Source organism: Paenarthrobacter sp. NPDC089322 (genome assembly GCF_040684895.1).
GTDB lineage: Bacteria > Actinomycetota > Actinomycetes > Actinomycetales > Micrococcaceae > Arthrobacter.
Genome location: NZ_JBFBGW010000003.1, coordinates 287,985 through 309,829, shown reverse-complemented (window position 1 = coordinate 309,829; position 21,845 = coordinate 287,985). Strand labels below are relative to the sequence as shown.

16 protein-coding genes and 2 tRNA genes are annotated in these 21,845 nt (G+C 63.9%); 5 read left to right on the top strand and 13 right to left on the bottom strand.

What is annotated here, in order from left to right:
• Nucleotides 1-11: 11 nt before the first annotated feature.
• Nucleotides 12-554, top strand: coding sequence for a DUF1697 domain-containing protein (locus AB0N65_RS05405; protein ID WP_364158705.1), 543 nt, complete (start codon nt 12-14; stop codon nt 552-554).
• Here the strand turns inward: AB0N65_RS05405 and AB0N65_RS05400 are convergent.
• The 10 genes from AB0N65_RS05400 to AB0N65_RS05355 form a co-directional block, all read right to left on the bottom strand.
• Entirely contained in the window at nt 551-2,170 is a 1,620-nt protein-coding gene (locus AB0N65_RS05400) for a GTPase (protein WP_364158702.1), read from the bottom strand. The genes AB0N65_RS05405 and AB0N65_RS05400 overlap by 4 nt on opposite strands.
• Nucleotides 2,167-3,894 carry a dynamin family protein gene (locus AB0N65_RS05395; protein WP_364158873.1) on the bottom strand — a complete coding sequence of 576 codons (1,728 nt, stop codon included), beginning with the start codon at nt 3,892-3,894 and terminating at the stop codon, nt 2,167-2,169. The genes AB0N65_RS05400 and AB0N65_RS05395 overlap by 4 nt, the downstream gene beginning before the upstream one ends.
• Nucleotides 3,895-4,046: 152 nt before the next feature.
• Nucleotides 4,047-4,122, bottom strand: a tRNA-Glu gene (locus AB0N65_RS05390).
• A gap of 128 nt (nt 4,123-4,250) precedes the next feature.
• A tRNA-Gln gene (locus tag AB0N65_RS05385) sits at nt 4,251-4,322 on the bottom strand.
• A 126-nt stretch (nt 4,323-4,448) separates the two neighbouring features.
• Nucleotides 4,449-5,189, bottom strand: a complete 741-nt coding sequence (locus AB0N65_RS05380) for an HAD family hydrolase (RefSeq protein ID WP_364158699.1) — start codon at nt 5,187-5,189, stop codon at nt 4,449-4,451.
• Between the two features lie 16 nt (nt 5,190-5,205).
• The gene (gene gltX, locus AB0N65_RS05375; RefSeq protein ID WP_364158697.1) at nt 5,206-6,726 is read right to left on the bottom strand and encodes a glutamate--tRNA ligase; all 1,521 of its coding nucleotides are present in this window, start codon (nt 6,724-6,726) and stop codon (nt 5,206-5,208) included.
• 114 nt (nt 6,727-6,840) lie between these two features.
• Complete coding sequence (locus AB0N65_RS05370) at nt 6,841-7,617, bottom strand: fumarylacetoacetate hydrolase family protein (protein ID WP_364158694.1); 777 nt, start codon at nt 7,615-7,617, stop codon at nt 6,841-6,843.
• A 36-nt stretch (nt 7,618-7,653) separates the two neighbouring features.
• Nucleotides 7,654-8,442 (bottom strand): MBL fold metallo-hydrolase, encoded by a 789-nt coding sequence (locus tag AB0N65_RS05365; protein ID WP_364158692.1) that lies wholly within the window; start codon nt 8,440-8,442, stop codon nt 7,654-7,656.
• Nucleotides 8,443-8,671: 229 nt separating this feature from the next.
• On the bottom strand, nt 8,672-9,784 hold the full coding sequence (locus AB0N65_RS05360) for a branched-chain amino acid aminotransferase (protein ID WP_364158689.1): 1,113 nt from the start codon (nt 9,782-9,784) through the stop codon (nt 8,672-8,674).
• A gap of 121 nt (nt 9,785-9,905) precedes the next feature.
• Entirely contained in the window at nt 9,906-10,958 is a 1,053-nt protein-coding gene (locus AB0N65_RS05355) for a 3-isopropylmalate dehydrogenase (protein WP_364158686.1), read from the bottom strand.
• Nucleotides 10,959-11,081: 123 nt separating this feature from the next.
• Here AB0N65_RS05355 and AB0N65_RS05350 point away from each other — a divergent pair, with 123 nt between their 5' ends.
• The 4 genes from AB0N65_RS05350 (at nt 11,082) to AB0N65_RS05335 (ending at nt 16,338) form a co-directional block, all read left to right on the top strand.
• Nucleotides 11,082-12,266, top strand: coding sequence for a sensor histidine kinase (locus tag AB0N65_RS05350; protein WP_364158684.1), 1,185 nt, complete (start codon nt 11,082-11,084; stop codon nt 12,264-12,266).
• Between the two features lie 3 nt (nt 12,267-12,269).
• Nucleotides 12,270-12,983: a response regulator transcription factor gene (locus tag AB0N65_RS05345; RefSeq protein WP_364158681.1), complete on the top strand. Its 714-nt coding sequence runs from the start codon at nt 12,270-12,272 to the stop codon at nt 12,981-12,983.
• A 100-nt stretch (nt 12,984-13,083) separates the two neighbouring features.
• Nucleotides 13,084-13,860 carry an ABC transporter ATP-binding protein gene (locus AB0N65_RS05340; protein WP_364158678.1) on the top strand — a complete coding sequence of 259 codons (777 nt, stop codon included), beginning with the start codon at nt 13,084-13,086 and terminating at the stop codon, nt 13,858-13,860.
• 3 nt (nt 13,861-13,863) lie between these two features.
• Nucleotides 13,864-16,338 carry an FtsX-like permease family protein gene (locus AB0N65_RS05335; protein ID WP_364158675.1) on the top strand — a complete coding sequence of 825 codons (2,475 nt, stop codon included), beginning with the start codon at nt 13,864-13,866 and terminating at the stop codon, nt 16,336-16,338.
• A gap of 114 nt (nt 16,339-16,452) precedes the next feature.
• On the opposite strand, the gene metG is transcribed toward AB0N65_RS05335, so the two are convergent.
• The 3 genes from metG to AB0N65_RS05320 all read right to left on the bottom strand — a co-directional run bounded on the left by metG (nt 16,453) and on the right by AB0N65_RS05320 (nt 21,679).
• Nucleotides 16,453-18,012 (bottom strand): methionine--tRNA ligase, encoded by a 1,560-nt coding sequence (gene metG, locus AB0N65_RS05330; protein ID WP_364158672.1) that lies wholly within the window; start codon nt 18,010-18,012, stop codon nt 16,453-16,455.
• 104 nt (nt 18,013-18,116) lie between these two features.
• Nucleotides 18,117-18,872, bottom strand: coding sequence for an ATP-binding cassette domain-containing protein (locus tag AB0N65_RS05325; protein WP_364158669.1), 756 nt, complete (start codon nt 18,870-18,872; stop codon nt 18,117-18,119).
• The gene (locus tag AB0N65_RS05320; protein ID WP_364158666.1) at nt 18,869-21,679 is read right to left on the bottom strand and encodes an FtsX-like permease family protein; all 2,811 of its coding nucleotides are present in this window, start codon (nt 21,677-21,679) and stop codon (nt 18,869-18,871) included. The genes AB0N65_RS05325 and AB0N65_RS05320 overlap by 4 nt, the downstream gene beginning before the upstream one ends.
• Nucleotides 21,680-21,845: the final 166 nt, after the last annotated feature.

Genomic DNA, 21,845 nt, shown 5'->3' with positions numbered 1-21,845 from the left:
CCGGCAGCCTCATGGACAGCTACGCGGTCTTCCTCAGGGGCATCAACGTCGGTGGCATCAACATCAAGATGGCCGACCTCAAGACCGCCCTGAAAGCCTGCCCGTTCTCCGGGGTCAAGACGCTCCTGGCCAGCGGAAATGTCGTGCTGCAGAGCGAACTTGATGCCAAGCACGTGAAGACGGAATTCGAAAAGTGCTTACGGAAATCCTTTGGCTACGACGCATGGGTGGTGGTCCTCACGGCTGCACGTGTGGCTCAATTGGTGGACGCTTGCCCTTACCCTGCAGACGACAAGTCCACGCACAGCTACATCACCCTGGCCTCGGACCCAGCGATGCTGGACGAGTTGTTCGAGGCGGGCGAGGCACTCGGCGGTGTGGACCAGGTACGGCTGGGACCTGAAGCTTCAGCATGGTTGGCCCCGGCCGGCGGAACGCTGGACAGCCCGTTCAGCAAGTTGTCGGCGAAGGCACGCTACAAGGCAAGCACCACCACGCGTAACCTGCGCACGCTGATCAAGGTCAGGGACGCCGCCGCGGATCTCCAGAGCTAGGCCGTACGTGCATCTTTGAGCGCAGCATTGAAGGCCCGCAGCCGGGTGATCTCCACGTCCACCGGCTCCACAATACGTTTCTCGGCGACACTGGCCACGGCAGCTTTCAGCCTTCGCGCCGCGCCCTTGGCACGCATCCGGGCCGCCCAACCGCTGATGATCCTCCCGATGACTGCCAACAGGACGCCCAGCACGACGCCACCGGCCACCATGAGCGTCGGCCACGGCCACCCTTCCGTCCGGGGAACATCCGGTACGGGCAACTGAAAGTAGCCCAGGGCGGCAAGGACACCCAGCCACCCGAGGCCCCCGACGGCCAACAACAGCGCGACCCACTGCAGGGTATTGAAAAGCAGCCACCAAACCGGGCGCTGGGAAGCCTTGAGGTCCGTCCCCGCAATAGCCTGGTCCAAGGCATCCGGCAATTGTTCGCGACCCTCCCGTGCCACCCCGCGGATGGACGCCCGCCACGGGCCGGGAGCTCCTTCGGAAGCTTCGTCTGCGAAGTCCCTGACCGCAGCGTCCGTGCGGGCGCGCTCGGGTGCGCCGGCCGCCGGCAGGGACGTCCTGTTCAGTTCCGGCCGGGTATCCTGCCGTCCCAGGTTCAATCGGCGCAGCGGATCAGGGCTGAAGCGCAGGAGCCACCTCGTCACCGGCCACCCGGTCCTGCGGGCCGACTCGCGCTTATACGAGCGCGCAACAGCATCCACGACCACCGGGACGTTTGCCGCCGTCGCCAACTCGGACGCCAGCTTCGCCTTCGCAGTCGCCGCGACGCCGCGCGCCTCGCCTTCACCGGAGGCTTCGGCCAGCCTGGCGGCCGCTGCAGCGACGTCGGCAGACAGGCGCTTCGTGGCAGCTTCCCGCTGGACCACGACGCGTCGGATGGCTGTACGGACACCGCCAACGCCCTCGCCCGTCAGTGCCGAGGCGCCCAGCACGCTGACGGCGCCCAGGCCGTCACGCTCCAAGATGCCTTCCAAGGAGGCCAGAACAGCGGGAGTATCTGCAGGGCTCAGTTTGTCGATTTGGTTCAGGACAACCAAAGTGACCGCGCCATGCGAGGCCATGGGCTGCAGGAAATCATTGTGCACGGCCGCGTCGGCATACTTTTGCGGATCCAGCACCCACACCAGGACGTCCACCATCCCGGCCAACCGCTGCACGATCTGTCGGTTTTCCAGCTTGGTTGAGTCGAAATCCGGCAAGTCCAGGAGGAGCAGGCCGGTTTCTTCCCCTGCCAATCCGGGTACTTCCGGCAATCCATGCCTCTCCTGGACGCCCAGCCAGTCCAGGAGAGGCCCGCTCCCTTCCTCGCCCCAAATGCCTGCCAGGGGTGCGGACGTGGTAGGCCTACGGGCCGCAGCCGTTGCCAGGTTGCTGGCGGAGACAGCGTTGAACAGGGACGACTTACCGCTCCCTGTTGCGCCGAAGAAGCCCACCACTGTGTGGCCACCGGACAGTGAACGTCGGGACGTTGCGCGCTCCAGGACCTCATACACGGACTGCAGGTCCGGCTCGGGCAGCACTCCTTCCCCCAACTCACGTGCAGTATTCAGTGATTCGAGCCTCCGCTGCAGCCGCGAAGACTCCCTGACCTGGCTATGGCGGCTCATGCAGTGCCTGCCAGGCGGCTCAGTGCTTGCGAGTGATCCTTGAGTCCGCTGCCGCCGTGGGGCTCTGCGGCCTCAAGCCGGGTGAGGAAACGGTCCCGTTCCTCGTCCAGGAGCCGCTGGCACGTCGTGTGCAGATCGTCGCGCGCCTGCTGCGCCAGCCGGCGCACCGCATCTTCGCCGAATACCGCCTCCAGGAGTCTTTGGCCCACTACTGCAGTTCCACCTGCAATTCCCAACTCCAGCCCGCTCAGTCCCGCGGTCATGGAGAACACCACCACCATGAGGGCCGCGCCAAGGCCATTGACGCCGAACGACAACCACCGGGCCTGGGTGCGCTTCCCCTGGCCTTGGGTCCGGATGAGTTCCATGAGACCCTCCTGCCACGAGCGGATGCCGGCGGCCGACTTCACCTCGAACCCCGCGCTGGTCCCCGAGAGATCATCGGCCGCCAGCAGTCCCCGCCCGGCTGCGTCAGAACGCCAGCGCCGGTCAACGTTTTCCGCGGCATTGGCGGCTTCGTCAACAATCACTGCCTGCAGCCCGCTTTCGATCGCAGTCTCAACCTTTACTGCAGGCATTGGCTCACCCCTGAAGAAGGCACCCAGCCGATCCCGGAACCGTCCAATATTCTGCTCCACTGACCTGAAGAACTCGCCCGTGCCCACAAAGTCCTGCCATCGGGCCAGCACCTCCCCCCGCAGAAGGGCGCCGTCTTTGGTGGCATCGAGGATGCGGGTCAAAGCTTCCTCGTACTCGCGCACGCAGGTTGTGCGCAGCGCGCGGGCGGCGGCTTCCTGTTCTTCGGCAGCTACGGCAATAGCATCAAAGCGGACGCTGACCGCCCTGATGGCTCCGTGCAACGTACGCCGTGCAACGTCGGCCCGCCCCGACGCGTCCGCCGCGAGTTCCACCAGCCATTCATGCAGTCCCCCAACCGCTTCGGCCGGCAGCATCCCTACCGCGTCCAAGGTGGTTTCAGGCACGACGAAAAGCTCTGCAGTTCCGAGTCCCTGCCGGTCCAGCATCGCCTTGAGGTCCGTCGTGACTTCTTCCTCAGCCGCCTGTGGAACGCGGTCCAGGACCACGGACACTGTAATGTCGCGCGATGCTGCGTCCAGGAGGAGTCGCCACGGCACAGCGTCCGCATATCTGTTGGCTGTGGTGACGAATACCCAGAGGTCCGCGGCTGCCAGCAATTGTCCGGCAAGCCGCCGGTTATCGTCGGATATTGAGTCGATATCGGGGGCATCCAGAATTGCTACCCCTTGTGGAACCCGCTCATGGCCCACCAAAACCAGGGACGATACCGCATGGGCATTGGGAGCGGCACCGGCTTGGTTGGCCGGGACCGGACCGGCCGATACAAATCCCCGGATCCGCTCCAGGTTCGGCAGGATGCGCTGCCCCTCGAACCACTCTGCATCCTGGGGGTGGTGGAGCAGGATCGGCTGGCGGGTGGTCGGCCGGATGGCACCGGCCCGTGTTACGGGATACCCGACCAGCGCATTGACCAGCGTTGACTTTCCTGCACCGGTGGAACCTCCGACGACGGCCAGCAGCGGTGCGTCGAGGCTGCGGTAGCGGGGAAGAACGTAGTCGTCGAGTTGGGCCAATGTCTCCCTGACCCACCGGCGGGCTTCTTCCGCTTCCGGCAATGCCAGTGGCAAGACAGTCTTTGCCAATTCCGCCCGCGCTGCTTCGAGTGTAGTGACGGCGTGGTCCAACGCCTGGTTCCGGACGGGGCCTGTCCCGCCGTTCGTCGGCTCGTCGTGTGCGCTCACAGTTTCATCATGCCAGCCCGATGGAGGGAAGCGTGGGAGCCCCGGAGCACGCAAAAAAAGAAATCCCCCGGAACATACTGTTCCGGGGGATTTGTTGGTGACCCCAGCGGGATTCGAACCCGCGTTACCGCCGTGAGAGGGCGGCGTACTAGGCCGCTATACGATGGGGCCTTGCACTTTCTTGATTACCGTTTCCGGCGATCAAAGCTGAATGAGTATTTCACACATTCTGCTCTCATCCAAATCGGCGAGCGATCAGGATTTTTCTGAATTCCGCGGAATTCCGCGGTAATTCAGAGCTGGGATACCAGGACTCGAACCTAGAATGACGGTACCAGAAACCGTAGTGTTGCCAATTACACCATATCCCAAAGTGACTTTCGGACCGGAGTTCGTCACCGCGGTTTCCCTCGGTTTTTCCCTCCGTGCCCCTCAGCACGAGTAATTACTCTACCCGAGACTTTTGACCTGCACAAATCGGAGAGGCGTTACCTGTGTCACACGCAAACAGGATCCGGGTTCGCTTCCGAGGCCAGCAGTTTGGAGAGCGAGTCCACCTGTGGGCCGATGAAGCCCGGAACAGTTTCCCCTGTCCTGTTCAGCCATACTCCCAGCAGACCGGCCGCGGTGGAACCTTCTGCGTCAAGGAGCCTGTTGTCGCCCACGTAGAGCGTCTCCCCGGGTGTTGTCCCGAGCAGGCGGACTCCTTCGAGGTAGATCGCGGGGTCCGGTTTCGGGACACCCACGGTATCCGTTCCCACCAGGATCCTGATCCTGGACAGTCCTGCCCCGTCCAGCTTCGCCCGCTGGTAGTCGTGAACGTTGTTGCTGACTGCGCCGTAGGGAATGCCGGCGGCATCAAGGGCATCCAAAACACCGGCAACATCCTCGAAGGCGCGGACGTAGGCCGTCTGCCGCTGATGGTATTCGGCAACCCAGGCCTGTGACTCCTCGCCATCAGCAAGTTCCACGCCGAAATGGCCCAATGCCGCCCGGCCCCGCAGAAGCCGTTGTTCATTGAACGTCAATTCCCCGGCCAGGTAACGATCGTAGAAGTGCGTGGTTTCGTGCGTGAAGATCCGTCCGAACTTCGCCCACCCGGCCTGGTCGAGGCCGGGCAGGAGATGTTCGCTGACGTCACGCAAGGCCGTTGTCATGGCGTACTCAAGGTCTACCAGTGTGTCGTCGATATCGAACAGAACCCCGCGAACGGAGCCGAAGATGCTTGAGATGGCCATGCCTGCCGCCTTGGAGTCAGCCGCGGAAAGCGCGGAGTCGGGTGAGCGAGGAATCCTTGCCCAGGATGACCATGGATTCGAACAGCGGCGGGGAAATGCGGCGGCCGGAAATGGCGGTCCGCACGGGACCGAAGGCCATACGGGGCTTGATTCCAAGGTCCTCCACCAGCGCCTGCTTAAGGGCTGTCTGGATGTTTTCGGCTGTCCACTCCTTGAGCGGCTCAAGGGCAGCAAGGGCTGCGTCAAGGACTTCGTCCTGATTGGCAGGAAGACCCTTGCGGGCGTCGTCGGCTACGTCGATTGCGTCATCTGCTTTGAACAGGAACGCGAGCATCTCAGGAGCCTCGCCCAGCAAGGCGATACGCTCCTGGACCAAGGGAGCTGCCTCGGCGAGGATCTCCTCCTGGCGGGGCGTCAGGATCTCCCCCACGAATCCCGCGGCACGCAGGTACGGTACCAGCCGCTCCTTGAAGTCGTCCGCCTCCAACATGCGCACATGCGTTCCGTTGATGGCTTCTGCCTTCTTCAGGTCAAAGCGCGCAGGGTTGCCCAGGACATCGTGGATGTCGAAGTTGGCGACGAGCTGCTCCACGGTGAAAATGTCCTCGTCGGCGCTGAGGGACCAGCCCAGCAGCGAGAGGTAGTTGAGCAGGCCTTCCCTGATGAAGCCACGCTCACGGTGCAGGAACAGGCTTGACTCGGGGTCACGCTTGGAAAGCTTCTTGTTGCCTTGGCCCATGACGTACGGCAGGTGCCCGAACTCCGGCATGTACTCTGCGACGCCGATCGCGTAGAGCGCGCGGTACAGGGCAATCTGGCGGGGCGTCGAGCTGAGCAGGTCTTCACCGCGCAACACGTGGGTGATTCCCATGAGTGCGTCGTCCACCGGGTTGACCAGGGTGTAAAGCGGCGCACCGTTCGCGCGGACTACTGCGAAGTCAGGAACGGAGCCGGCTTTGAACGTGATCTCACCGCGAACGAGGTCGGTGAAGGTGATGTCTTCGTCCGGCATGCGCAGGCGCAGTACAGCTTCCCGGCCCTCCGCCTTGTACTGTGCCAGCTGTTCTTCCGTGAGGTGGCGGTCAAAACCGTCATAGCCCAGTTTGGGGTCGCGTCCGGCGGCCTTGTGCCGCGCTTCGATTTCATCGGGTGTGGAGTAGGACTCGTAGACATGTCCACCGGCCTTGAGCCTGGCAATGACGTCCTGGTAGATGTCGCTGCGCTGCGATTGCCGGTAAGGCTCGTGGGGTCCGCCCACCTCGACGCCCTCGTCCCAGTCGATGCCGAGCCACTTCAGGGCGTCGAGCAACTGGTGGTAGCTTTCCTCGCTGTCGCGGGCTGAGTCAGTGTCTTCGATGCGGAAGATCAGCTTGCCACCCGTGTGGCGGGCATAGGCCCAGTTGAACAGGGCGGTGCGGATCAAACCAACGTGCGGCGTTCCCGTGGGTGACGGGCAGAAACGGACGCGGACCGGAGTCTCGGCGTTGACGGCAGGAATGGCGCTGGAGGCAGCGTTCGACGCAGAAGCAGTAGTCATAGTGCTTCAACTTTACCGCTTGAATCCAGCCCGCTTTCGCCGCGGGACGCGCTCGACGCCGGCACCCAAGGCGAGTACCGGCGTCGGACTTGCGCTGGTGGTTGGCTGTACCGGCTAGCGCCGGACGGCCGGGTTCGACAGCCGGCCGATGCCCTCGATCTCGACCTCGATGCGGTCGCCCTCGTTAAGGAGGCCGACGCCGGCCGGAGTTCCGGTCATGATGACGTCCCCCGGAAGGAGCGTGAAGGCATGGGAAACGATGGACACGAGTTCCCGGACACCGCGGATCATCTGCGTGGTGTTGCCGTCCTGGCGAAGGTCCCCGTTGAGCCGGGCCTGGATTGCGACGTCGTCAGGGTCGAGCTCTGTCTCAATCCACGGGCCGAGCGGGGCCGAGGTGTCGAACCCCTTGGCACGGGCCCACTGAAGGTCGGTCTTCTGGACGTCACGCGCCGTGAGGTCGTTTCCGCAGGTGTATCCAAAGATCACATCATCCACGCGCTCCTCCGGGACGTCCTTGCAGATCCTTCCGATAATGACGCACAGCTCGGCTTCGAAAGAGATCTCCTCGGAGAACTCAGGAAGAACGATGGGATCGTTCGGGCCGATGACCGACGTGTTCGGCTTCAGGAAAAGCAGGGGGTGCTGGGGAACCTCGTTGCCGAGTTCGGCAGCGTGCTCGGCAAAATTCCGGCCAACACCGATCACCTTGCTGCGCGGAATGATGGGCGCGAGGAGCCGCACGTCCTCGAGCTTGTGCTTGACGTGGGTACGTTCGACGCCATTGAAGAAGGGGTCGCCGTTGATGACAGTGATTTCCTCACTGCCGGGCTCACCTTCGACAACGCCATAGAGGGGATCAGAGTCAACTACAAACCGGGCGATACGCATGGGTTCAAGCCTACCGTCCGGCGAACGGGGTTCCAGTTAGCTGCGCAGGTAGTCCAACTGCGCGGCGACAGACGTTTCCGCGGCCCACCTGACGGATGGATCGACGTCGGCGTAAACCACGTCGGTCACCTGGGCGACAGTCGCGTCGCCTCCCACCTGCGCGAGTGCGGCCCGGATTTGATCAAGCCGCTGCTCACGGTGCTCACGGTACTCACGGCATTTCTCCTCCAACGAGGCGAGCACGGGTCCATGGGCCGGCAGCAAGGTTGCCGGGCCGAGTGCTTCCAACCGGTCAAGGCTGGTCAGGTAATCCCCCAGCCTGCCATCGGGATAGTCCAGCACGGTGGTTCCGCGCCCGAGGATCGTGTCGCCGGTGAGTACTGAACCGTTTGGCCCGTCCCCGGGAAGGTGGAAGCACAATGAATCCGAAGTGTGTCCTGGTGTAGCCAGCACACGGATTTCGACACCCCCGGCTGCCAAGACGTCACCGTCACGTAGCGGCTCGCCGCCGTGGCAGTGCTCTGCCATCGCCGCGCGGACGGGTGCCCCGGTCAGCTCATGGAATCGTGCCGACGCCTCGGTATGGTCGGCGTGCCTATGCGTGATAAGTACGACGTCGACCACTCCTGACGCTGCCAGCGCGGCCAGGTGCCGCTCGTCTTGCGGACCCGGGTCCACGATGGCCACGTGGGCGGAACCCGGTGCACCGATGATGTAGGAGTTGGTGCCGTCCAGGCTCATCGGCCCTGGATTGGGGGCCAACCGGAAGCGCGTCAGCTCACTGGCTTGCTGGAGTTCGGACGGAACTGCGTCGTTGGAAGTCACCCCTCCATCTTGGCACCCCTCGGACGCTCGCTCACCAATGACCCCCTCCAGGCCAACCCTCTCGCACCTCCCGGCCGCCGGTGAGAGAGCGACCGGGAAAAACCGCCCATTCGTGAGAGAGCGACCGGGAAAAACCGCCCATTGGTGAGAGAGGGCTGGGAACGACAGCGGCCCTCCCGCTTGGATACCAAGGTGAGGGCCGCCGTCGTACGTTTGAAAAGTCCGGTGACTACACCAGCCGGGTCAGCCAACCATGACGGTCTTCCACCGTGCCGGTCTGGATGCCGAGGAGTTGCTCACGGATGGCCATGGTGGTCTCGCCGGCTTTGGCGTCGGCGGAGCCGATGAATTCCGTAGCATCCTTCAGGACGCCGATCGGAGTGATCACCGCTGCCGTGCCGCAGGCAAAGACTTCGGCAATTTCGCCGGAGGCAACGCCATCGCGCCACTCGTCAAGGGTGATCTTCCGCTCTGAGACCTGGCGTCCCATGTCCCTGGCCACCTGAATAACCGACATGCGCGTGACGCCCTCAAGGATGGTGCCGCTGAGGGCGGGGGTCACCAGCGAACCGTCCTTCATGACGAAGAAGACGTTCATCCCGCCGAGTTCTTCAACGGCGTCGTCGTTGAAGTGGTCCAGGAAGAGTACCTGCTTGCAGCCGTTGGCTTCGGCTTCCTGCTGGGCGATCAGCGAGGCTGCGTAGTTCCCCCCGCACTTGGCGGCACCGGTTCCGCCGCGTCCGGCGCGGGCGTACTCGCGGGAGATCCAGATGGACACAGGCTTGAGCTCACCGCCGAAGTAGTTTCCTGCGGGCGACGCGATGACGCGGAATGAGACCTCGCGGGCAGCGCGAACACCCAGGAAGGCCTCGGTGGCGATCATGAACGGGCGCAGGTACAGGGCTTCGCCGTCTCCGGACGGGACCCATTCCTTGTCAGCCTGGACCAGTTCGCGGATGGCGCCAAGGAAGTACTCCTCGGGCAGTTCCGGGAGCGCAAGACGGCGGGCCGACTTGTTCAGGCGCGCCGCGTTGGCCTCCGGGCGGAACGTCCACACTGAGCCGTCGGCGTGGCGGTATGCCTTCAGGCCTTCAAAGATTTCCTGGCCGTAATGCAGCACCGCGGCCGACGGATCCAGGGAAATGGGTCCGTAGGGCTCAATCCGTGCATTCTGCCAACCGCCCTTGCCCTCGGCGTCGACCTTATAGTCGACGACGGCGGTGTGGTCGGTGAAGTAGTCGCCGAAGCCCGGGTTCGCCAGGACGGCTGCACGCTCCTCAGCAGACTTCGGGTTGGCCGAAAGCTGCTGGCTGAATTCGACGCCATGGGCAGTCTGAGTCATGTTTCCTCCACAGTCAGCTACCTGGCAGGGCGAACCGGGCCCCCGACAATGGGGGTGGTTCAGCGATGGACCAGGGAAGCAGGTAAATAATTCAAGACAAGCTTACGCCTGAGTAATTGGCCTAAAGTGCGGCCGCGATGGCGTCGCCGATCGCAGCGGTGCTGCGCGGTTCACCGGTGCGGCTTTCGACGTCGGCAACCACTGCCGCTTCGATCCTGCGGGCCGCCGAGGTGTACCCCAGATGGTCCAGCAACAGCACTGCAGACAGGATCGCAGCAGTGGGGTCTGCCTTCTGCTGGCCTGCGATGTCCGGGGCGGAACCATGGACGGGTTCGAACATGGACGGCGCCGTACGGTCCATGTTGATGTTTCCCGACGCTGCGAGCCCGATGCCGCCGGTGACGGCTGCAGCGAGGTCGGTCAGGATGTCGCCAAAGAGATTGTCGGTGACGATCACGTCGAAGCGGGAGGGATCCGTGACCATGAAGATGGTGGCCGCATCGATGTGCAGGTAGTCATGCGTGACCTCGGGGTATTCCTTTGCCACGGCCTCGACTGTGCGCTTCCACAAGTGTCCCGCAAAGACCAGGACGTTGTGCTTGTGGACCAGCGTGACGTGTTTGCGGGGGCGTTCATTCGCCCGACGGAATGCGTCGCGGACAACGCGTTCCACTCCGTGGGCAGTGTTGAGCGATACTTCAGTGGCCACTTCATGCGGCGTTCCACCACGCAGCGTGCCGCCGTTGCCAACGTAGGGACCCTCCGTGCCTTCACGAACGACGATGAAATCGATGGTTCCGGGGTCGGCCAGCGGACTGCCTACGGTGCCGTACAACCGGGACGGACGCAGGTTCACGAAGTGGTCCAGGCTGAAGCGGAGCTTGAGCAGCATCTCGCGCTCGATGATGCCTGAGGGGATCCGGGTATCGCCGGGGGCGGCTCCCACTGCCCCGAAGAGGATGGCGTCGCGGGTGCGCAGGTCGTCCAGGACCTCGTCCGGGAGCGTCTCGCCCGTTTCAAGCCAGTGCTGTGCCCCAAGCTTGTAATGCGTCTGCTCCAAGGAAACGCCTTCGGCAGCGACGGCTTTTTCGAGGACCTTGACGGCTTCGGCGATGACCTCGGGGCCGATGCCGTCGCCAGGGATGACAGCCAGATTGATGGACGATGCACTCATAGGTATATCTAGCCAAGCAATCCACATCGTGGTCAAAATCGTCTCACTCTTCGAACAACGCCCCGAAGGGAGTCAGACCAGGGCATGACGACCCGGCCAGTTGCCAGCGCATAGAGTCTTAGCGTGGATAGAAGGCACGCGATATACGAATGGTTCCGCATCAACCGCTTCAAAGTGGACCTGGCGGCCACCCTTCTGCTGATCCTGGTCTTCGGTCCCGTCTACCTTCTGGCCGACAGGCCGGTCCTCTTCCTTCTGTCGTGTGCCCTTCTCATGCCTTTGGCATGGCGACGGACCCGTCCCGTGGAGGCGGCCGGCGTCGTGGTTTTCGTCTGCCTCGTTCAATGGGCCATCGGCGAACAGCCCGTAGCCGGCCAGGTTGCGGTCCCCCTCATCATTTACGCCACGGCTGCCTACGGACCCGTCTGGGCCAGCCGGACAGTGTTGTTGCTGGGCCTGCTCGGCGGCGTCATGCTGACGACCCGCGAGTATTCCGGCACCGCGGAATCCGGCATCATGGGGCTGACCATCGGAGCCCTGTATACGGTCCTGATCTGGATGCTTGTCCTGGTGAGCTGGACCCTTGGCGACCTCACCCGCGTCCGGAGGCTGCAGTTGCAGGCCCTCGAGGACAGGGCACGGCGGCTTGAGGTTGAGCACCTGCAAGAGCGCCAACTGGCCGCCGCCGACGAACGCTCCCACATTGCCCGGGAGATGCACGATATCGTGGCGCATTCATTGTCCGTGATCATCACCCAGGCCGATGGCGCCCGCTATGCGGCAGCGACCAAGCCCGAACTCGCCACTGGAGCCTTGGCCACCATTGCAGCAACGGGCCGGGATTCACTTGCCGAAATGCGCAGGCTCCTCGGCGTGCTCCGATCCAACGACGATGCCCCCACGAGGCCCCAGCCGGGGTTGGCGGATCTCGACGAACTCCTTCTCGGCTTCCGGGCCGCCACGCTCCAAGTCGCTTTTGAACAGACAGGGATGCCGCGCCGCAAACTCCCTGCCGGAGCGGAGCTAACGGCGTACCGGATCATCCAGGAGGCCCTCACCAACGTCATCAAGCACGCCGGCCCGAAGGCGACAGCCAGCGTTTCGCTGACCTGGCAGAATCGCGGACTGCAGCTGGACATCGTCGACGACGGCCGGGGCGCCGCAGCCGATCCGCCCGCGCCGGGTGGCGGAAACGGCCTGCGCGGCATGGCCGAGCGCATCTCCCTCTACGATGGTTCCTTGACCGCAAGCCCGGAACAGGGCGGCGGATTCCGCGTGTCCGCTTTCATCCCGTATTCGGAGGCCTGATCCATGCCTGACCTTCCCGCGCCCATCCGCGTGGCACTCGTCGATGACCAGCACTTGGTCCGTTCGGGGTTCGGCATGCTCATCAACTCCCAGCCTGACCTCGAGGTGGTGGCCGAGGCCGGCAATGGTATCGAGGCCATCCAAGCCCTTGCAGGCACCACCGCGGACGTTGTCCTGATGGATGTCCGCATGCCCGGCATGGACGGTATTGAAGCCACGCGCCGCATCCTGGAACAAGCTGCCGCCCAGCCGCCAGGGTCCCGGCGGGCGGACGTGAAAATCGTGGTCCTCACCACCTTCGACCTGGATGAATATGCCCTCGCTGCCATTCAGGCCGGAGCCAGCGGCTTCCTCCTCAAGGACGCCCCGCCCGAAGAACTCCTCGAGGCGATCCGTACTGTCTATCGGGGGGACGCTGTGATCGCACCGTCCACCACGCGCCGGCTGCTGGACCATGTCGCTCCCCTGCTGAGGACCCAGGCTCCGCAAAAGAGCGAACACGCAGCCGCCGTGGAACGCCTGACCGCGCGCGAACGCGAAGTGTTCCAGCTCATCGCCCAAGGCCAGTCCAACCCGGAGATAGCTGCCGGTTTGTTCCTGTCGGAGGCCACCGTCAAAACGCATGTTGGCCATATCCTCGCCAAGCTTGGGGCCCGGGACCGGGTACAGGTTGTGGTCATAGCGTACGAAACCGGCGTCGTAGCTCCGGGGACGTAAGGCCCGCGCCGGCTTGTCAGACCACGGTATGAGGCCACGCCGCCCAGGATGGTTCTCCGGCCCGATCCGGGAGGCTTGTCCCGGAACATAGCGTGAAACCATGACAACTTTCACGCCCCTCCCCCACCATTCCGGAACCGACGCCGCCCAAACGCGTCCCGCCGTCGAAGCTTTCGCGCTCACCAAGAGTTACGGCCGGGCTGACACACGGGTGAAGGCCCTGAATGAGGTGTCCGTCCGTTTCGAGGCCGGAAAGTTCACGGCCATCATGGGCCCTTCGGGGTCCGGCAAGTCGACGCTCATGCATTGCCTGGCAGGGCTGGACACTGCAGATTCCGGCCGCATCGTCCTGGGTGGCACGGAACTCACCGGCCTCAACGACCGCCAACTCACCGCGCTCCGCCGTGAGCGGATCGGCTTCGTCTTCCAGGCGTTCAACCTGGTGCCCACCTTGACGGCCGAGCAAAACATTACGCTTCCGCTTGCATTGGCAGGAACAGCGGTCGACGCCGGATGGCTGGATACCGTAGTAACCACCCTTGGGTTGAAGGACCGGTTGAAGCACCGCCCGCATGAGTTGTCCGGGGGGCAGCAGCAGCGTGTCGCTGTCGCCAGGGCGCTGCTGACACGACCGGACGTCGTCTTCGGAGACGAGCCCACAGGCAACCTTGACTCAAAGGCCGGCGGCGAGGTGCTCTCCCTCCTGCGCCGCAGCAGCCAGGAGATGGGCCAGACCATCATCATGGTGACCCACGATCCCGTCGCGGCGAGCTACGCCGACCGCGTGGTGCTCATGAGCGACGGAGACCTTGTGGGCGGGATCGACCAGCCGACGGCCGAATCCGTACTCGTCGCCCTCGGCAAGTTGGGGGCCTGAGGCGTGCTGCGTGTTGCCCTTTCACAACTAACAACGCATTTCCGACGCTTCGTTGCGATTGGCCTCGCGGTGCTGTTGTCCGTCATGTTCCTGTCCGCCACGCTCATGGTCGGCGCAAGCACTACTGCGTCCCTCGGGGCCAGCATCGGTGAGGCCTACCGGAATGCTGATTTGGTGGCCACCTCGAAAAACGGGGAAGCCTTCAGCCAAGCCGCCGTGGACGCTGCAGTCTCCGCGCCGGCCGTCGAAGGGAGCTACGCCGAACGGTCAACCTATGTCACCTTCACGGCAGGCGGCGGCGAGCAATACGGCAAGGTGCGCAATGTGGCCCACGGCTCGCTCGAGGGCGCTGTCCTGTCCTCGGGATCGCTGCCTGCACAGCCTTACGATGTGGCACTGGACGTCAAAAGCGCCGATCACCTCGGGCTCGCCGTGGGCAGCACGCTTGAACTGCACGGCGAAGGCCCGGTCAAGAACGCAAGCGTGACCATCACGGGGCTCATCAAGGCCACGAACGATCCTTTCTCCTCGTCAGCCGCGCAACTGGTTGCTTCGGAACCGGTCCTCAACGCCGTCCAGGACGCAGGGTCCGGCTACTCCGGCCTGCAGTTCACCCTCAGGCCTGGTGAGGACGTAAACGCTGCCAAGGAGTACATCGCCCACCGGATGGAGGCCGCAGGCGCCGTGGAGCCCGTCCTGGAAACCGCGCAGGAGAAGGTCACGTCCACTGTGGCGATGTTGAGTGCCGGCCAAGACCAGCTCACCGTTGTCCTGCTCGCCTTCGCGGGGGTGGCGATACTGGTGTCAACCTTGGTGGTGGCCAATACGTTTTCCGTACTGGTTGCCCAGCGGACCCGGGAACTAGCGCTCCTGCGTTGCCTTGGAGCCGGTCGGTCGCAGATCCGGGGTTCGGTCATGGTGGAAGCGTTCATCGTGGGGTCCATCGCCTCGGTGTTTGGAGTCCTCGCCGCCGTCGGCTTGATGTCCGGGCTGATCGCGTGGGCAAAGACACAGCCTGAACAAGCATTTGCAACCCTGGCGGTGCCGCCATCGGCCGTCGCCATCGGGCTCCTGGCGGGAACTTTGCTGACCGTCGCCGCGGCGCTGGTCCCCGCGAAGGCGGCAACCGCCGTCGCACCTCTTGCGGCGCTGCGGCCCGCCGACGATGCTTCCGTACGCAACCGACGTGGCAAAATCCGCCTTGTCCTGGGTTTGCCCGCCTTCCTGGGCGGCGCGGCGCTGCTGGTGCTGGGAAGCATGAACGTCTCCCTTCCGGTTGCATTGATCGGCGGGGCGGCGTCGTTCATTGGAATCCTGCTGTGCGCCACGCTGTTCATCCCTGGCGTCGTGGCTGTCGCCGGCCGCCTCGCTGCCCCGGCCGGTGTGCCCGGCAGGCTTGCCGCAGTCAACGCGACCCGGAATCCTGCAAGGACGTCCGCCACTGCCGCTGCCCTGCTGATCGGCGTCACCTTGGTGTCGCTGATGATGACAGGCGCAGCGACATCCAGGCAGGCGTTCAACGATACCTTGGCCGAAAATTATCCCGTGGACCTGGCCGCACCAACCGCCCTTGCCGACGCCGGCGGAAAGGATCCCGCCGCGGCGCTTGAGCGCATCGCATCGCTCTCCGGCGTCAGCGAGGCAACCCTGTTGCAGCCCGTCGGTACCCTCAAGGGAGATTCGACATCGAGCGGCGGCGCTACCATCTACTCAATCCCCGCCTCCCAGGCAGCGTCCATACTCCGCGACACCAAGCTCCAGCCGGTTCCCGGCGTTGTTTATCTGCCTGAGGATTCACCGGAAGGCCCTGCAAACATCACGACGGCGGCAGGAACGGTGACGCTCGACGCCAAGGTGCTGCGCACCCGCCATGTCGCGGCCTTCGTGGAAGCAGCCAGCATCCCGCCCGTCGCGCTCCCCGGCGAGCCCGGAATGGTGTGGGTGAAGCTTGATGATTCGGTATCCGGCGATCAGGTGCAGGCCATCCAGAAGGACATTGCCTCAGCGCTGGGCATCCACGAACGCGCAGTCAGCGGTGCGGTGATCGAACGCGTGACATTCAACAGCATCATCGATGTCCTGCTGCTGGTGGTCACTGGACTCCTGGGTGTTGCGGTGGTGATTGCCCTGATCGGTGTGGCCAATACCCTTTCCCTGTCGGTCCTGGAACGGACGCGCGAAAACTCGCTCCTACGCGCACTCGGGCTGACCAAGGGGCAACTGCGGGGGATGCTGGCCATCGAAGCGGTGCTTGTGGCCGGTGTAGCAGCCGTGATCGGAGCAGCCCTGGGCATCTTTTACGGCTGGCTCGGTGCACAATCTGCGCTTGGCGGCGTGGCTGACGTCGTCCCGGCGGTGCCGTGGCTTCAACTTGCGGCGGTGTTCGGCGTGGCGGTAGTCGCGGGGTTGCTTGCCTCGGTCGTTCCCGCCCGGCGTGCGGCCCGTCTTTCCCCGGTTGAGGGCCTGGCCACCGCCTGACGCTCTGTCACCAAACGCCCCTTAAAGCGCATCGCTCGCTCACTTCCGCCGGCCGGGCCGACGGGAAGTGAGCGAGCGATTGGCGTATAAGGGTGTTTGGTGAGAGAGCGTTGGCTAGGCCTCGACGGGTTCCTCATAGCGGGGGAAGACCGGGGCGGGTGCCGGAAGCTCCGTGCCCGGTACGATCGGCGTGCCGATGGCAGCAAAGTTCCTGGCTTCGCCTTCAGGCTGGCCGAGCACGTCAAGGAGTTTGGCGGACGACGACGGCATGACGGGTTGGGCGAGGATCGCCACGATCCGGACGACCTCCAAGGTGACGTAAAGGACCGTGTTCATGCGCTCAACGTCCGTCTTCCGCAACACCCACGGGGCTTGCTCAGCGAAGTAGGCGTTGGTGTCACCCAGCACGGCCCAGATGGCCTCGAGGGCGCGGCTGAACTCCTGCTTGTCAAACGCGCCGCGGGCCGTCTCCAGCAACGCGCCGGCTTGGGCCAGGAGCGCGTTGTCCTCAGCGGTGAATGCGCCGGGGACGGGAACCCTGCCCTCGCAGTTCTTTGCGACCATGGACAGCGAACGCTGGGCCAGGTTGCCGAAATTGTTGGCAAGGTCGGAGTTCATGCGGCCCACGATCGCCTCATGGTTGTAGCTGCCATCAGCGCCGAACGGGACCTCCCGGAGGAAGAAGAAGCGGCACTGGTCCAGGCCATATTGGGCAACGAAGTCCTGCGGTGCCACGACGTTGCCCAAGGACTTGGACATTTTCACGCCGTTGTTGGTCAGGAAGCCGTGGATCATGACCCGCTTGGGCAACTCGAGTCCGGCGCTCATGAGGAACGCAGGCCAGTAGATGGCGTGGAAGCGGGAGATGTCCTTGCCGATGACGTGGACGTCGGCAGGCCAGAACTTCTTGAAGGATTCAGAATCGACGTCCGGGTAGCCGGCACCCGTCAGGTAGTTCGTCAAGGCGTCCACCCAGACGTACATGACGTGCTTCTCATCGCCGGGAACCGGAACACCCCAGTCGAACGTGGTGCGGCTGATGGACAGGTCCTCGAGGCCGCGCTTGACGAAGCTGATGACCTCGTTGAAACGCGACTGCGGTGCACCGAAGTCGGGCTGCTCCTCGTACAACGCAAGGAGTTTCTCCTGATACGCGGACAGGCGGAAGAAGTAGCTCTCCTCGGCCGTCCACGTCACAAGGGTGTCCGTCTCCTTGGAGTAGCGGAGTCCGTCTTCCTTCACCACGGTGTCGTCTTCGACGTAATACGCTTCGTCGCGGACCGAGTACCAGCCCTCGTACTTGGACAGGTAAATGTCACCGTTGGCTTCCATCTTCTTCCAGATGGCCTGCGAGGCGGCGTAGTGGTCAGGGTCGGTGGTGCGGATGAAGCGGTCGTGGGAAATACCCAGGTCCCGGCTCATTTGCTTGAAGGCGGCCGAGTTGCGGTCCGCCAACTGCTTGGCGGTGATGCCCTCCTTCTCAGCGGACTGCTGCATCTTGAGTCCGTGTTCATCGGTACCCGTCATAAAAAACACTTCATGACCATCAAGGCGCTTGAAACGCGCCATGGCGTCGGTTGCGATGACCTCATAAGCGTGGCCGATGTGCGGCACGCCGTTGGGGTAGCTGATGGCCGTAGTGATGTAGAACGGGGATTTCTCTGCAGACGTCACTCTAAGAAGTTACCTTTTTTTCGGATGGGATGACTGGACCGGCCGCATGTGACGGCCGGTCCAGTCAGTGCCGGGGCCAACCGGCGAAGCGTAGGTTCCGCGAGCTAGTTCAACTCAGTGAGGGTGTCGCTCAGGCGGACCAGTTCGTGATCGTGCGATGCCACCAGGACAGCAATGCCATCGCTTGTGGTGTCCTTCAGGATGCCGATGATGCGGTTGGCTGCCGCACGATCGAGGCTCGCGGTGGGTTCATCAACCACCAGCACGCGGGTGCCGAGGATGAGGGCCCGGGCGATGGCCACGCGTTGCCGTTCACCACCGGAAAGCTGTGCGGGGCGGTGCCGCATGCGGCGGCCAAGTCCCACCAGGTCCAGAAGGTCCTTCGCCATCTCGGTGCGCTGTTCCACCTCACCGTCCGGAACAGCCGGGAGGAGCACGTTTTCCAGCGCACTCATGCCGTCGATCAGGGCGCCGCCCTGGTCAACGTATCCGATCAGCGCACGGCGACGATCGGCGATCTCGTCATCGCCCATCGATTCCAGCGAGTGGCCTTCCCAAAAGACCTTGCCCGACGTCGGCAGCGTAAGTCCCGCGCTGACGGTCAGGATACTTGTCTTGCCGGAGCCGCTTCGGCCGGCGATACAGTGCATCTCGCCTGCGTGCAGCGTGAGGTTGAAGTCGTCCACGACGTCGACTTCCTCGGCTCCGCCCTTATCGCCGCCATAGTGGATGGTGACGCGGCTGAGTTCCAGGGGCGTGGCGTGGTCGGCAGCCTTAACGATGGTGTTGGCGCGCGTCTGCAGCGACTCGTCCGTGGATTCCGGGGTCGCCTTCAGCTCTTGGTTCAGGTTCTCGGTCATTTGACTACTTTCGTTGCAATCGGAATCCAGCAAATTACGGCCAACAGCCCGGCGAGCCCGGCCCACAATGCCGCGTACGGAGCCAGGAGCAGTCCCAGCCCGAGGGCGCCGAGGACTCCCAAAGGCAGAGCTACGGTGCCTACCAGCGCATTTTCGAAGAAGCGGACCTGCCCCAGCATGTCCGGGTTCCAACCCATGGCACGCAGGGTGGCCAGGTACTCGCGTTTGGCATGCAACTCGAAGCGGCCTGTCACCAATGTCAGCAACAAGCCAACCACCACGCCGAACACGGCGAGGATCACGCTCGGCAGGGCAATGCTTGCGGCAGCCAAGCCGCTCAAGGCGCTCGCGCCGGCAGCCCGGGGAATGTCTATGAGCAGGGCGATGAGGGCTCCTACGGCAGCACCGAAGACACCCACGGCAACAGCCAGGGAGACGGAGTTGAACCTGTTGGTGGTCAGCTGCCTGTTGGCAAACGTCAAGGGTGAGTCCACCGTGACCAGGCGTTCGTCGTGCTGCGGCTCCTGGTCGATCACGACGCGGTGGCGCAGCTGCTGCGCAGCCAGCAGGGCCGCACCCACGTAGATCACCAGCATTGTCACGGAGACGATCACCGTGGCCAGGTTCCAGCTGAGCAAGCTAAGGACGACTCCTGCTGCTGCGAGGGCGGCCGCTCCCACGGCAAACTCTTCCAGGACCCAGGATCTGATGCGCTTCTGGGTCCACCCCATTGCCCTGAGGATGCCGGCCTCACTCCTGCGCTGGCGGATGTAGCTGACCGTCGACGCACCCACGAGCAGAGTGGCGCCGAGAAGGGTCAGGAAGAGGAGGGTGACGTTCGTGCCCGTCAGCGAACCGGAAACGGCGTCAGCCGCATCCTGCCGTACCCAGGACTGCTGGACGGTGCCCAGCGGAGATTCCTTGCCGGCGTCGTCTTTGCTGTAACCGGGAACGAAGATATTGGCGTCTTCGCGGGCGGAGCCGGCCACGATGGTGGCTTCGAGGCCGAGCTCACGGATCTGCGAGGCAAGCTTCTCAACCTCCGGCTGGGCCTGCTTCCAGCTACCGGTCGCGGCAGCGCGGACGCGGACGGCGTCGATGACGTTGGCGTTGGAGTCGTAGCCGCGGGCTGCAGCGAGACCGTAGTAGTCGGTGATGGCGCCTGCTGACTGGCTGACGAGTCCGGTGGCGCTCAGGGACGGCTTCAGCACCGTGCCATCGACGTCCTTGCCCTCTGCGTCCTTGCTCAAAGTCAGGGGCGCGGGGTCGTAGCCGCCGAGGGGCAGCTTGTTGACATCGCCGGCTGCCGCCTGGACATCCGCCGGGTCAAAAGTGCCGTAGACCATGGGCATCGGCGTAGCGGGCTTCTTGCCGGTCTCCAGGTCTTCACGGTAGGAGCGCTCATCCACCGGCTTCCGCTGCGTCTGGTCAACGGGCGCCCCGAACGAGGACTTCTCCGGAAGACGGTTGACCGTCACCCAGTCCCCCGGCGTCGCCGTCTTGTCCGAAGCGCCGTTGGACGCTTCATCGCCTTCCTTGTACTGCGGCGCAGCCGCGAACGCCGTGCTCCACGTTGCCGGGTTGTAAAGACCCTGGCTGAAGGAAGCCGTGCTTCCAAGCAACTGGCTGTGGTCAGTGGAACCGGGCCATTCAAGGGCGAAGGGCGCCTTGGAGACGAAAGGCAGGTAATCCTTGTCCAAGGAACGGGTTACCGTGCCAACCTCGTTGACTACCTTGCCGCCCGCATCGATCTCCTCGATCTTGACGGAGTACTTCAAATCAAGGGAAGTACCCGAACGAACGATCAGCGGGATGGCCTGGGAGTCGTCGGTCAGGAGTCCGTCACGCTTGGCCTGCTGGTATTGGGTCATCAGCGGCGCCCAGTACTTCAGCTTCACGCCGAGGAAATCGGGACCTTCTTCCAACTGCTCCATGCTGAGGCCCGTGGTGAAGAGGCTCTCGAAGTGGCGGCCGATCGCACCGGCGTTACGGGCATCGGCGGGAGGAGCCTTTTCCAGCGGCGCCAGGAAGTCGCCCGCGGAACCCAGCAGCGCGCGCTCGGCAGCAGGGTCTACGGCGACGACGGACTCGGTCACCTCGGGCGCCAGCGGCAGCGCCACGGAAAGATTGAAGAGATTGTGCTCGGAGCCAAGGGCCGGAGCAGGGAACTTGATGCCCGTTTCGCCGTCCGGGCCCGCGATGCGGACGTTGGTTCCACCGGCGGTCTTCTCCTGGATCAGGCGGCCCTTGCCGAGGGTTCCTTCGGCGCTGGTCTTGAACAGCGTCTGCTCGTTGACGCCGTCAGAGCTCGTGGCCGAGGCTGTCAGGCGGTACTTCTTGGGGGTGTCGGACAGAACCGATTCAGCTGCAGGCCACTTGCTGGAGTCCATCGCGGAGGGGTCCCCGGCCGTGACGGCACCGGCCAGCCCGGCGTTGTACCCGAGGTAGTCCATGGCGTTCAGGCGCGGAGCTTCGAGGTTCTGGGAAACACGGGATACAAGGCTGATGGGAGCGGCCACGGCCGTCTGGCCCATGCCCCGGATCTCTTCCAGCTGCTCGAAGCTGATCCCGCCTTGGCCGTTGGCGATTTCCGGCTGGATCAGCGCACCGCCGTCGCCGTCCTCTGACTGGTCCGGCTTCGCCTGGACCAGGATGTCGTAAAGACCCCGGGAATTCTCATCCACGGTCCTGTTCAGAGCTGCCTGCGACTGGCTCTGGACGAGGACGGACAAGCACATCGCGACGATCAAAATGGCCGCGGTCAGCAGCAGCACACGGCTTCTGATGAACCTTTGGACGGCGTTCATTGGGCTCCCTGAACCTTGATTGCGGGCGCGCACACATGGACCGGGATTTCACGTAGGACACAAAGTAATCCCGGGCTGAATGTGCAAAAAGTAGTGGCCGGCCTGCTGCCGGGTCCGAATCCCGGACCCAGCCATTGTAAGCAGACCGGCCACACACTTACGTGTC